Consider the following 13,720-nt stretch of genomic DNA (forward strand, 5'->3'; position numbering starts at 1 on the left):
AGGTTTTTCTGAAAAGGAATTACTCCTTTCTGAAATCCTGTTCGCTTTGAATGAGATGAATTAGTTCATCTTTCACAAAGCTTATAAAAACGGAATTCTCATAATCAAATCCCGACATTTAATAAGATTCTACAATAAAAATTATGGAATTTAGAATTATTTGAGTAAAAATATTACAATTTTCACCAAATAAATTTTTAGACTCCTTACCTTTGCCTAATTATAGTATATTGTAGTTATTGCTATCAACAATTTTTGACGTTCAACTTTTTTCGTGCTTTAAGCCGCTAAATGATTGTTCTGAATTTCATATATTCACTCAAGTTGCTAGTTGATAACTGTTTAGTTTTACATACGTAACACTAAATTTAATTTAATCTCGAATAATCAAAATTATGGGCAGACCTTCTACAAAACCGAAAGATCTCAGAGACGGTTATTATATTGAAGTTAGAAACAAAAATAAAAAAACAGGAGGAGTTAAAGTACGCCGGGACACAGTAGATCAACTTAAATTAGCGATTGAAGAATACCGCGATATCAAAGATGTTATCATTCTTGGGAAATCCACTAATGGTAAGTTCACTCCTATTCCAGGACTTGAATCCTAATCTGAAATTCTTCAGATAAACAAAGCTTTAAAATAATTTCGAGCGAGTTATACAACTAGTTACAACTCGCTCATTCTTACCTTCCGAAGCAAAACCTTGCATTTACTCCAGGAATCGCAATTCCTTTCGTTCTCTATTACACCCAGATTTTACGAGTAGCCCCTTTCATCTTCCATCTAAACTTCTTAACTCTTTATCAGGCTTAATAGTGCAGTCCAATTCGTGAACTAAAACTTATTTTAGATCATTGAAAAACCTGCGAGCGAAGGAATAATATGATCCAGATTTTTCTATTCAAACCTTTAAAAATTGATTATGTATTTTTTCTACTGAATTCTATAGAGAGTAGTTTTTATTACACCTTTCCCGTCTGGATCTTGAATCGATAGAAGCTCCTTTTTATTTTCAAATTTAAAATTGAAAGGTGGTTTAGTAATTTCCAGGCCACTATTCTTCTTCAATCTTATTCCCTGGCCAGATATAATATTCTTATTCGGAGTAAAAATAGATTCGGGATGATGCTCCGTCAATATGAGATATTTGTAAGCTCCAATCTTATTCAGGACACTTAGTACTTCAGAATTGGATAAATGCTGCAAAACCTGTCTCAGAATCACCACATCTCCTGGTGGAAGTTCATCTTTCGCGATGTTATGGCATTGAAACTCCAGATGATCAAACTTAAAATGAGTTGTATTGTAATTGATCAAAGCTGGAACGATATCTACAGCAATATAATGCTTTGCATACTCCAGCAGCTGCATTCCTATGTTGAAATCACCACAACCAAGATCACATACAGAAAGTTTATTATGATGTGCTTTTAGAAAGTTTCTAACTACCTCAAGATATGGCTTCACAAGAACTTCATCATGTGAACCATTTCCTGAGTAGAACGCAGATTCACCTTTCCCCCATAGGTTCATGGCATACACCTGTTCCATTGCTTCTTTAGTAGGCCATGGTTTTTTATTTTTCACAGATGGATACAATTGTAGATTTAATATTGTTTGACTAATTCTAGCTAGTTACACTCAATTATGTTTGTTCGAATCAATTATTAGAAGATCTTATACTTAATTCATTGGTTTCCTGAGCACCTCTGTAGATTTCGTGGCGTGGAATTGGTATTTTGATCCCTTCACGATCCAATTCCTTTTTAACCGCCTCTAATTGTTCCCAGTATGCCGGCCAGAATTCAATAGATTCAACCCAACATCTAGCCTTGAGTTTCATTTCGTACTCTCCAATTTCATCTAGCCAGACATCAACAGGTAAGTGCGTAGCTAATTTTTGATGCTTATTCATCCCTGCGATAATGATCTTTCTTAAATTATCAATGTCTTCGTCAAAAGCGAATTTTAGATTAAGATCAATCCGGCGATACTTTTCCATCGTACGATTATCTATATCACTGTTAGATACATTTCCGTTGGGCATTGTAATGATCCTTCCGTCGAACGTTTTTATACGTGTGTAAAGAATATCTATCTGCTCAACAAAACCCAGGTTCTCATTTAGATAAATAAGATCTCCAACTTTAAAAGGTTTAAACACCAGAATAAGCACACCACCTGCAAAATTAGATAAACTGCCTTGTAAAGCGAGACCAATGGCAATACCAGCCGCTCCAAATATCGCAATAAACGAGGTCGTCTTAATTCCTAGAATGGAACCAATTACAAAAAACAAAAAGCCATAGAGCACAAAGACACTCAGACTCTCTACGAAAGTTTTCAGGGAAAGTTCCACTTTAGATCTTCGTAAAGTGCTTTTCAGCAAATTCATTAAAATTTTTATAGCAAAAATTCCAATGATGAGCGTGATAACAGAATAAAATATCTCTGGACCAATCTCGATCAAAAAGTCAAGCAGTTGTTCTTTAAGTTCGAGCCAGAAATTTCTATCCATGTATGTAATTAAATTTAAAATTTATTTGCTGGAAACCGACTTCCATAACTTCTTACCTAAACCAACCAGAGGTAAAACAATTGCTCCTACAACCAATCCAACCAGGAATTCCCCAAGTATAGTGGGTAAAGAGTGTACCAGGTCATGTATAAATTCAAGATTATGCACGAAGATCCCTCCGGAAACCAACATCAAAGCTATCGTACCAATAAGGGCCAAACCCTTGATCACCCATGGCAATGCATTTACTAAAAATTTACCTACTTTATCTGAAAAGCTATCCGTTTGCTCATTCATATTGATAAGTTTGGCGCCGAATTCGTCCATCCTTACGATAAGAGCAACAACTCCATAAACACCAACGGTAGCTACAAATGCAATAACACTTACTACCCCAATTTGAGTTGGTAACTCCTCTCCGCTTACGGTTCCTAAAGCAATAATTACGATCTCTACAGAAAGTATGAAATCTGTAAGTATAGCCGATTTAACCTTCTCATCTTCTCGTTCTAACATCTGTTCTTTGGTGAGATCTTCTGGAACAGGTGTGGATTTCGCATGTTTATGAGGAAACAAATATTCATGGATCTTCTCTGCACCTTCATAAGCCAGGTACAATCCACCAATAAGGAGTATGATATTTATAGCCACCGGAACAAAAGCACTCAGTAAAAATGCGACCGGTAGAATAATGAGTTTATTAAGTAAAGAACCTTTAGTGATCGCCCATAATACCGGCAATTCTCTATCAGAAATGAATCCGCTGGCTTTTTCTGCATTAACAGCAAGGTCATCACCAAGTAATCCGGCAGTTTTCTTGCCGGCAACTTTGCTCATCACCGCAACATCATCCATCAACGCTGCAATATCATCCAATAAAGCAAAAAATCCTGAAGCCATAAAAATTTGGTTTGGTTAGAACATGGAAAGTTCCATCAATTAATTGAAATCTGAAAAATTTTATTCAAATATTCACAGGTTAGACCTTTTCAAACCATTCTGCAGTGCTTCTTTGATACCTTCCAGATTATCTGTGAATTCCATCATTTGAGAAAGCAATTGCGCCATCTCATTTTTGTTCCCAAAACCTTTTAGTTTATTATTCTTCTGAAATGTTTCCTGGATGGTATTCCATCTGCTCCGTTCCTCTTCGTTCAAACTGCCAGTAAGATCCTTATATTTCAATAAGTTTGCTTCCGCAGCTGAAGTAAGCGTTTGAGATTCGCTTTCATAATGTGACAGAATAAGCGTTTGCAATTCGGCTTCATTCATTACCGGAACCACTTTCGCCACCAGTTTATTCATATCACGGTAGGAGCCTTGTAGTTTAAAAGATGGTTCTGTTCGATATTCATCTTCCATCGCAGCACTTTTGATATACGCAGCATTCACCTTCAAAACATTGTTTCGAATCTGTATGACCTTTTCGAGAACCGACACATATTCCTGCACTTCCTGGTTCGAATAATTTCCGCTCAATTGAATCTCCTGATTATTATTCTCAATTCTGTCCAATAATCTATACACATCATCAAAGTTTTTACTGCTTAGCTGATGTAAAATAGGATTGGAGGTCAGTGAATTTTCGATCAAACTCAGCCTGAATAGATGAGCGGTATCGCCAATAATATCACCAAGATTGTAAATATCTGCGCGGTTGGCCAGCATATCGGGAATTCTGAACTTTTCACCAGTTTCAGTATACGGGTTTCCAGCCATGATCACGCAGAACTTTTTCCCGCGCATATCATAAGTTCGTGATCTGCCATTGTAAATCCCTTCAATTTTCCTGGTTCCGTCGGAAAGTGATATAAACTTCTGAAGAAATTCTGGATTGCAATGTTGAATATCGTCAAGATACAGCATCACATTATTCCCCATTTCAAATGCAAGATTCAGCTTTTTCAACTCTTCACGGGCGGCGGAATTCGTTGCTGAAGATGGGTCCACTGAAGTTACATCGTGACCAATCGCGGGGCCATTGATTTTCATAAAAACCAGTCCGAGCCTGTTCGCGATATATTCCATTAAGGTGGTTTTCCCATAACCCGGAGGCGAAATGAGCAATAGTAAACCCATTCTATCGGTTCTTTTCTGATCTCCAACGGTGCCCAGCTGTTTGGCAAGATTATCTCCAAATAGTGGAAAATAAACCTGGTCTATCAATTTATTACGAACAAAAGAATTTAGTGTTCCCGGCTTGAATTCTTCAAGTTTTAGATCTTCCTTCAACTGAATAGTCACTTCGTGACGCGCTTTCTTGAATTCCTGGTAGTCCGGAACATCGATCTCAAAATAGCTTTTGTAGGTCGCTATAAAATCATGATAGTTAAAATCGAGTACTCCTGTTTTAACCAGGCGATGTTCACCTCTTAAATTCTCAATATGCTGAGATGGCGAAGTGAATTTTGTGTTTAAAACAGATTCATCTTCAAAAAGTATAAGCGCTGCTGCTTCACTTACGTATTTGGTTTTCAAACTCGTTTGTTCACCTAAATTGCTTTGCAAAAATGCCTTCAACCACTGCTCGATCAAGGCGACTTTTGCCTGGTTTGAACTCAGGCTTTTAAGACTGTCCTTAAATTTAAGATCGGCATTCTCAGACTTCAGCATATTCAGGAAATCTTCTTTGATCCCAATAGCTATTCCGCTTTTTTGAAAATCATCATCATTTTGCAATTCTTCAAACAAATATTCAGCAACTTCAGAAGCCAGTTCAGGTTCAAAAATTCCTGATTTCTGACCAAAATCTTGAATCTCTTTGGTTAGGGTTTTCAGCAATGAGTGGTATTCTCTGGAATTTGGAAAAATTTGCAATACTTCTCCCGCGGCTTTTATATTCTGATCTAAATTTGACCGTATTTCCGCAGAAGAAAATTTCCAGAAAAATTGCGCGCAGGAACGAATAACAGGATGATAGCGAAGCAAATCCAAAGCCTCGTGTTTTTCCAGCAGTACGGATAGGATTTTTGCCGCATCCAGATCATGAATTCCTTTCACATATCCTTCAGAATAATCTTTGCTGCTTTCCTCCTGCACCAGCCTGACCAAATCTTCCTCCGTATGGTTTTTTAGTTCTTTACCAAATCTTCGGAAGAGCTTATAGGCCAGAAAACCGGAACGATAAATAGTTGAATTTTCAGAAATATAATCCTGGCTCCAGAATCTTTCAGACTTTAGAAGAGTCTCATTTTCAATTTTCTGATAAAAGTCGGTTCCTGTTATATGATAATGTAAAGCATCATCCACAAATAAGATCGTTAGATCAAGCTCCTGTTTATTAACGCCGAATTTGTGTTTCCCAAGCCTGATGATCGAATCGCCATCCTCGTAAATTTCCTTCTTATCCTTCAGTTTTCGAAGTGCATCCTCGCGGGCCGACTTCAGCATGGACTGGATTTCCTCAGCCTTACCACTGTCATCCATTTCCTGAAGCTGCACGGCAATATCACGCGCTTTATTCACCAGGATATCTGAAGCGAAATAGGCATTGATCTCTGAAACCTCGTTGAAAGATTGAGATTTCTTACGCACCCCTTTCAGGATTCTTTCTGCGGAATTTTGTAAAGTTACCGCACGTTTATTCCGTTTTTCTACGAGTGTATTCTTACGCGCTTCAAAAGCATTGTAAACTTCTTCCCGCTTCTCAATAATAAGCTCAATAAATTCCTCAAAATCGGCAAACTTGCCCTCCAATTCTTCTAGCTGAATGGAAATCCTGGCTTGAAAATCATCACATTTTTCCGGAGTATCAGCGATATCAAGGTAATTGATGATACTTTGATCGATAAGCTTTAATTGCGCGGCAAAGTCGGCTTGAGCTTCTGCACTACCAAGGGACTTTCGTTTTTTCCTGATCTCTGCCTTTAACTGGTTGATCGAAGAAAAAATGAGGGAAATATTATTGATGATCTTTGTAGAATGCGAAGTATCCTCTATTTCAAGATTTGAAACGATATCAATCAATAACTCCAGGTCTTCTGAAATTTTATTGACTTCTTCCTCCAGTTTACGGGCATCAACTACCTTTTTAATATCAGATAGCTGCTCTTCTTTATCACTTACTGCTTTGTGATAAGGATTCAGAGCTTTTTCATCCAGTAAGAAATCTACGCATCTTCGCGATATCTTCGTAGTTTGCTCTGCAATCTGCTCTTCGAGGTTTTCTATAAATTGCTCATCTACATAACGTACTTCTTTAAGACTGATCGCTTCTCCTCTTAATGACCTGAGCTGAGTTAATGCATTTACGAAATCATTGATATTCCGAAAGCCTGAACTTTTTATCTTATTAAAAATCTGCTCGGCTTTTTTCCCAATTTCATTCGTTTTCTGCCTTGCATTTTTCTTGAGTTCCAGCACCTTTTGAAACTCATCCATCGCAGCATTTGCAGCCTGGTTAATTTCCCGAAGTGGCTCATTTAGAAGCTGAGTTTCCTCATCTTTCAGCCAGTAATAGGCATCTAGGATATCCTTGGAACGTTTGGAAAGATCTGCATATAAACCATCATAATTATCCTCTTTATTCAGAAGATTTACGAGTCCGTTCACCTCAGCCATCGCTTTTACGATATCCTTGTTCCCTATCTTATATAACATGCTATTCTCATGACTGGAAGGCATAAAATCACCTTTAAGATATGGCGTTTGCCAGATCTGGATCACATGGTGTTTGGTTTGTTCATTTTCGTTCTTGAAATAGCATAGTTCACCTTTTTCAAGGATGGTAAAACCATTACAAATGATTGGAGTCTGAATTTCCTGGGAAATCACATTATAGCTCATCAGGTTGTAGAGTCCATTTTCCCGAGCATAGAAGACATACAGAAAATCCTCACCATTTGGAGAACTTATCTTTTCCTGAAATCTAAGATTCGGAATACTATGATCGAATAAATGATATTCCCCGGTTTGCAAATAGTACCCGGTTGGAAATATTATTCCCTGGTCATCTGGTAACAAAACGCAGGTATCCTTAATACTGCTGATCTTTTGAACTTCCCGAAGTTTATGATTGTACACAAAATAACGCGGACCTTCCTGAAATGGTTTGATCTCCAGGATGATAAGATTGCCAAGATTGGCAAAACGATACTGCCCGTCGTCAAGCGTTTGATCTCTATGCTCCACTTCTTCTGAAAAAATACCTTTGCCATCATTGGTATTATCCTCGATCTTGATCGTAAGATCACCGCCAATTGTCTCTACAAAAACACGATCCAGAATAGAAACATGAGCATGAACTCCCTGCCTGTGTTGATCCCTGGTAACTTCCTGCCAGTTAAATTCATGTTGTGACGGTAGTTTGTACTCGTGATCACTTCGATTGTCCACATATTGCAAACCTTCATCTTTAATAAGCCATTTGAAGGTTTTAATATCGGTTACACTCTCGCTTAACCGGAAAACCATATAAAGGTAGTTTCCAATAACCGCGAATTTTGAAAAAATAGTATTTCTATAGTACTTATAAAGATTTTTAAAATCAGATTCGAAAACATCATTTTTGAGTAGATCTGTATCGATCGCTTCAAAAGCATTGTTCTCAAACCTGTAAACGCTCATCACATCATTCAAAGAAATTTCTTTACGCAAACCAAAATGCACATTGTAACCAAAAATGCAGGTGTTGCCAAATGAAACGATATCCCTCGCGATGCAGTTGTTTTCAGTATTGATACGGTCATTAGCAATAAGCCTTGTTTCCAGTGAGCCAAAAACCTTTTTCCGCTCTTCATTTAATTTCTGAAGTCGGGATTGCAACTCAGTTTTTTGCTTTTGCAGTCTGCCCTGGATTACCTCATAGGTACCAACATCCAGTTTTTGCGCATTCTCTTCCTTTATGGGTTCCTTTGCCATGTTCTCTTCCTGAAGTTTGTGATGTAATTGATGTAGATTAAAAAAGAAGCCGGTGCCAGGCACCGGCATTTCCAGTTATCTAAGTTTTGAGATCGGTTTATCCTGAATTCCCAGTCCTTTTGCCAGGTTCAGAAGATTGCCGAGCATGGTCTGCTCTTCCTTATCATCAGATTTTATCTTAAGATCTGTGATGAGTGACGCAATACTAAGATTTTTGATATCCTCGGTACTTACTCCATATTTAGAAGCGAAGTCTCTTACTTTTTCCAACAAATTTCCCTTTACATCTTCACTACCAAGAATGGCAGTTTTTACCTCCTGAATGTTGGTAGAGTTTTGTACAAGCCTGTCATAACCTTTACCTCTGGTGATCTGTCCAACGATTTGATCAAAGAACATAGTTTCCCCACCAACGATATCGATCTTAGCCGCTTTCAACGCATCTCCAATAACCTGAGCCTGTGCGTCTGCAATTTCCTTCTGAATATTGATATTGGCAAGATCTACCTGAAGATCTTTGTTCAGTCTTAATTTGAACTCTTCGTGTTCTTTTCCAACACCATCCAGTTTCTTCATTGCAGCAGCTTTTTCCTCGATTCCTGAAGCATCAGCTATCGCTTTCTCTTTAATTACATCTGCTTCAGCAAGTCCATCTTTACGTTTAGCATCTGCTTTGGCTTCCATTCCGGCCGCTTCAGCACGTGCTTTTTTCTCGATGATATTCGCTTCTACAAGTCCCTGACGTTCGTTAGCATCAGCCTTCGCATGCATTACCTGAGCTTCAGACATACCAACAGTTGCTTCTTCTTTCGCTTGAGCTTCCGCAAGAATCTTTCTGGCTTCGGCTTGTTTCTGGCTGGCTTCCTTGTGAGCAAGTGCTTCGATGTTGATCTCTTCAGCTCTTTGCTTGGCAGCTTCTTTTTGAGCTTCCGCAGCAATCGTTGTTTTAATAAGTTCTTCCTGGGCAGAGGCTTCCGCAGTAGTAATTTTAACGTGCTTATCCCTGTCGGCAGTTTTGAATGCCTGGATATCTTTCATGTTTTCCTGCTCTTCTACCACACCTTTTTCCAGCATCACACGGTCGCGAATCACATCCTGGATGTTTTTCTTCTCAACCTCCACTACTTTTTCTTTCTCGATCTGAGCAAGAGTTACCACTCTTTCACGTTCGGTTGCTTCCAGTAGTCTGTCTTTTTCCACTCTTTCAGACTCCACAGCATCTGTACGCTCTTTATTCTTCAGGGCAACGATGATCTGGCGCTGCATATTTTCTTCTGCAACCTTCACTTTTTCTTCCGTAGCAATTCTGGCGCTTTCAGATTTTAGTCTTTCTTCTTCATTTACTTTCAAGGTTTCAGCTTCTTCGCGTGCTTTGATATTTGATATTTCACGTTTTTGCTGCTCTTCTTTTTCAGCTAATTGTTTATCCAGTTCAAGAATTGCTTCCCTGGCTTCCACATCTTGCTTTCTGATGGTTTTTTCCTCATCACGCTTGATAAGATTGGCTTTCATATTCTGAACTGCCGTAAGCTCGGTAATCTTCTTAATCCCTTCTGCATCCAGAATATTGTCTGGCTTTAATTCTTTTACTGAAGTCTGCTCCAGGAAGTCGATCGCACAATCTTCGAGCGTATAGCCGTTAAGATCTGTGCCAATAATATTTACGATCTCATCACGAAATTCACGTCTGGCTTCATACAATTCGATAAAATCGAATTTTTTACCAACCGTCTTTAATGCTTCTGAAAATTTTGCTTCAAAAAGATCTTCCAGAGTGGCAATTTTAGATGCACGGTCCACACCTATGGTCTGCGCTACTTTTTTAATATATTCAATATCATTGTTCACCCGAACGAAAAAGGCAACTTTGATATCTGCACGCATATTGTCTCTACAAATAAGACCTTCATGCGCCAGTCTTTCGATCTGGATCTTCTTGACAGAAATATCCATGATTTCGGTTTTATGAAAAACAGGTACCGTATACAGACCTTTATCTGTAGCGACCTTTGTTCCTCCAAAACCGGTCCTGATGAGCGCCTGTCCCTGGGGAATTTTTTTATAGAACATCGCGATGATCGCGAAGTAAACGATGATTAGAAATAGTAATACGCCTATTCCAATTCCAATAATTGGTAAGATTGATTCCATTGTAGTTAGATTAGATTATTCGTTGTATGATTGTACGAGGTAATAATTGCGATCTGCAGACCGCTTGATAATAAGAACACTACTTCCATAATTTAGAGGCTCTCCGCTGAGCGATTTTACATAAATGGAAAGGCTGTCGCCATTTACGCTCACCTCGGCATTTCCCATTCTATCCTTAGAAATCGTGGATAAAAGGGTTGCTTTGCGACCCAGGTAATCGATAGGAGCATCGCCATCCTTATTCAGATTTTTAAAGAAACCTTTAAAAGGTGTGGTAAGTATCTTGGTGACGAATAGTGCCGGAAATAATGCCAGCAGCATGATCCCAAAACCTATAAAGTTATCATAGCTTGAAGTGATCGCGGTAACCAGGGTAGTTATGAACCACCAGACAAAGATCCAGAAAGTAAAAGTGAACATGAATGGCAGTCCCACGAAATTGAAATAGATGAGGAAGATCTGCCACCATTTTAAAGGTTTTCGACTTTTCCCAACCACGTCTTCCTGGTTGATCTCGGTATTGGAAATATCTTCAAAATCCATATTTCCACCTTCGATCCCGGAATCCAGATCCACATCTGCATCCACATCCACATCGATATCAAAGTCCGGATCGAAATCCAGACCTCCTATCATGGTGATGATCCAGTAGAGAATCAGAATAATGAGCAACACGCTCAGGATCACGTTTACCTCTGAAAAAAGTATGTTGATTAGGTTATCCAAGTTTATTCGTTTTTAGAATCTTTCATTCCAAGTTGTTCTTTAAGCTTCGCCAGTTCATCACTTGCTTTTGCTTTTGAGGTATCTGCCGCCTTATCGATTACCTCATCGATGGATTTAGAAGCATTGGCGATGTCTCCGTAAGCCTCGGCCAGCGCTTCTTCCTGGGCTACTTTCTCCTTCATTCTTTCCAGCATAGATACTGTACCGGTACTATCCAGCTCTGCCATTTGTTTATTCAGGTTTTTGGTAGCATTCGATACTTTAACCCTTGCTTTTAGTGTCTTGAGTTCATTCTCCCAGTTCCCAATATTTGCTTTTATGGTCTGGATATTCTTTTGCAATTGAGCTACGTTATTATCGAATTTAACCGACTCCTCCTTGGCTCTTAAAACCTGCTGTTCCGCATCTTCTTTTTGCACAAGAGCTTCCTGCGCCAGGCGATCTGCTTCTGCCTGCTGCATGTCTTTGGAATGTGCTTTTTTCAGGATGATGATCGCTTTATTCTGATAATCGTCCACTTTATTCTGAAATTCTTCCTGGTCGTTCTTTGCTCTAATCGCAAGTGCTTTCACCTGTGCCAGTGCCTCCAGACTTTTATCCAGGTCAAGTTTCATGTCTCTAATGCCCTGTTCGGTCATTTTGATTGGATCCTCCATTTTGTCCAGGGCAGAATTTGTTTCTGCCTCTCCTATTTTAAATAATCTCTTAAAGATGTTCATAATGCTGAATTTTAATATTTTGAGAATTCTATGATATGATCTGAATATTCACTCATTAATAAGCTGAGTGAGTTTAAGCTCCCTTCCAATTCGTTCAGATCCATGTTCTCAATCTGAAGGGTATCGCGGTAAATGACTTTTTCACCAGACTCGTCCAGTACAAAAGCTCCATGAACGATATCGCGATTCTTCTGTAACAAGCTTTTAAAGATCTTTTCAGACTGGTTATTGATCTTGAAAATGTACTGCTCCATAATTAAAATTGGCGGAGCAACGCCTACGATGAGATTTCTAATTCCAGAATTTTCTTTTTGAATCACCAAAAGTCCATCTTCCGGATTCTCCCGGGTGATATTAAAATTCAATTCCAGCAAAAAATCTCTCGTAATATTAAAGTGATTTTTCATAGGTGGTTATTACGGTTAGTACTACTATTTTGAGAGCCTAATAATACAAAAAAGTATTAAGACTTTGTTAAAGAAACGTGATTAGCTCGGTGGCTATATCGATAATAAGTGAGATCATAATTCTAATTCTTTAGTTGGTTCATAATAGATCTCTGAGTGTTCGAACATTTCAGACTAAAAAAATTAGCAATACTGAAATGTATTTGCTAATATTGTTAGACTAATTTACAATAATTATTCAATTCTGCAAATATTATTAGCAATAAATGTCTTTATTCGGAAAAAATATCAGGAAAATAAGATCGGTTCGTAGTTTGAGTCAGCAGGCATTTGCTGAGCTATTCGACCTGAAACGGGGTACATTGGGTGCTTATGAAGAAGGACGAAGCGAACCTAAGATCGAAACCATTATTAAGATTGCTAATTATTTTAGCATTCCAATAGATGACCTGCTTACCAGCGAACTTACGGTAAATGAACTGCTGAAGTTTAGAGGCAAACCTGAGCATGATGACCTGAAAGCTAAACCAGATATTTGCAAAAAGGTGCCCTGCATCATCCCGGAACAGCAAGAGGAATATATTCAGCATCACACAAAGAATAATTTTATAGAAGATCTACCGGAAATTCATCTACCTATCTATAATGAAGAAAATCTACGAGCTTTTGTAATTCACGACCTCGAGATGAGCACAGATTCTGATGGATTTTACCCGAAAGATGTGGTGATAGGTGAGAAAGTTCAGAAGAAGCAATACCCTAATCTCGCGAGCGCATGTTTGTTCCTGATAGTTTCCGAAGAAAAAGTATTCCTGAGAAGAATATACCAGTCGGCTAAAAAATTCATTTTGAAAGCAGACCATAAAGGCATTGAAGATATTGAGATTCTTTACGCTGATGTTAAAGAGCTATGGGAGATCAAATACGCTTTTTACCATCGTATTCCAGATAGTAGAAATACCGACATCAAACAACAACTGAGTTTTTTAGAGGAAGAATTTCATAAGCTGCGTACGTCTCTCAACAATTAATTTCTCTGGCTTGAGTTCAGGTTGTAGTATTATAAAATTAAGGCATAACCTTTGCAGTGCTAAATCTTTTAGTACCTTTCTAATAGCATTACAACCTAACCTGCTACCTATGAAAAAATTGCTTTTAGGGATCTTCATCATATCCCAAAGTTTACTATTCGCGCAAAATCCAAGTTATAAAGAAAGTTGGATACAGATCAATTCTATTGAGAAAGATGGAAAAGTTGAGACTGCATTAGAGCGTACCAATATTTTAATGCAGCGCGCTAAAAGTGAGAAAAAGTATGATGAACTTATTAAGTCTA

General features: G+C 38.3%; 11 protein-coding genes. 3 read left to right on the top strand and 8 right to left on the bottom strand.

The window, feature by feature from the left end; genetic code table 11:
- Positions 1-395 precede the first annotated feature (395 nt).
- Entirely contained in the window at positions 396-611 is a 216-nt protein-coding gene (locus QZ620_RS03450; protein WP_141876995.1) for a hypothetical protein, read from the top strand.
- 326 nt (positions 612-937) lie between these two features.
- Here the strand turns inward: QZ620_RS03450 and QZ620_RS03455 are convergent, their stop codons facing one another.
- The 8 genes from QZ620_RS03455 to QZ620_RS03490 form a co-directional block, all read right to left on the bottom strand.
- Positions 938-1,591, bottom strand: a complete 654-nt coding sequence (locus QZ620_RS03455) for a class I SAM-dependent methyltransferase (protein WP_295179123.1) — start codon at positions 1,589-1,591, stop codon at positions 938-940.
- A 73-nt stretch (positions 1,592-1,664) separates the two neighbouring features.
- Positions 1,665-2,522: a mechanosensitive ion channel domain-containing protein gene (locus QZ620_RS03460; protein WP_295179124.1), complete on the bottom strand. Its 858-nt coding sequence runs from the start codon at positions 2,520-2,522 to the stop codon at positions 1,665-1,667.
- Positions 2,523-2,543: 21 nt separating this feature from the next.
- Entirely contained in the window at positions 2,544-3,422 is an 879-nt protein-coding gene (locus tag QZ620_RS03465) for a DUF808 domain-containing protein (protein ID WP_295179126.1), read from the bottom strand.
- A 72-nt stretch (positions 3,423-3,494) separates the two neighbouring features.
- Positions 3,495-8,381, bottom strand: coding sequence for a DNA repair ATPase (locus QZ620_RS03470; protein WP_295179140.1), 4,887 nt, complete (start codon positions 8,379-8,381; stop codon positions 3,495-3,497).
- 75 nt (positions 8,382-8,456) lie between these two features.
- Entirely contained in the window at positions 8,457-10,532 is a 2,076-nt protein-coding gene (locus QZ620_RS03475; protein WP_295179128.1) for an SPFH domain-containing protein, read from the bottom strand.
- Positions 10,533-10,547: 15 nt separating this feature from the next.
- A complete protein-coding gene (locus tag QZ620_RS03480; RefSeq protein ID WP_295179130.1) occupies positions 10,548-11,258 on the bottom strand; it encodes a hypothetical protein in 711 nt (236 codons plus the stop codon).
- Between the two features lie 2 nt (positions 11,259-11,260).
- Complete coding sequence (locus tag QZ620_RS03485; RefSeq protein ID WP_295179132.1) at positions 11,261-11,977, bottom strand: PspA/IM30 family protein; 717 nt, start codon at positions 11,975-11,977, stop codon at positions 11,261-11,263.
- Positions 11,978-11,988: 11 nt separating this feature from the next.
- Entirely contained in the window at positions 11,989-12,384 is a 396-nt protein-coding gene (locus QZ620_RS03490; protein ID WP_141876988.1) for a YbjN domain-containing protein, read from the bottom strand.
- Between the two features lie 266 nt (positions 12,385-12,650).
- On the opposite strand from QZ620_RS03490, the gene QZ620_RS03495 reads away from it, so the two are divergent.
- Together QZ620_RS03495 and QZ620_RS03500 are read left to right on the top strand one after the other, a co-directional pair.
- Positions 12,651-13,415 (top strand): helix-turn-helix transcriptional regulator, encoded by a 765-nt coding sequence (locus QZ620_RS03495; RefSeq protein WP_295179134.1) that lies wholly within the window; start codon positions 12,651-12,653, stop codon positions 13,413-13,415.
- 109 nt (positions 13,416-13,524) lie between these two features.
- Positions 13,525-13,720 (top strand): hypothetical protein (locus QZ620_RS03500; RefSeq protein WP_295179136.1); only part of this gene is annotated, 196 nt, incomplete at its 3' end.

Source organism: uncultured Christiangramia sp. (genome assembly GCF_913046405.1).
GTDB lineage: Bacteria > Bacteroidota > Bacteroidia > Flavobacteriales > Flavobacteriaceae > Christiangramia > Christiangramia marina.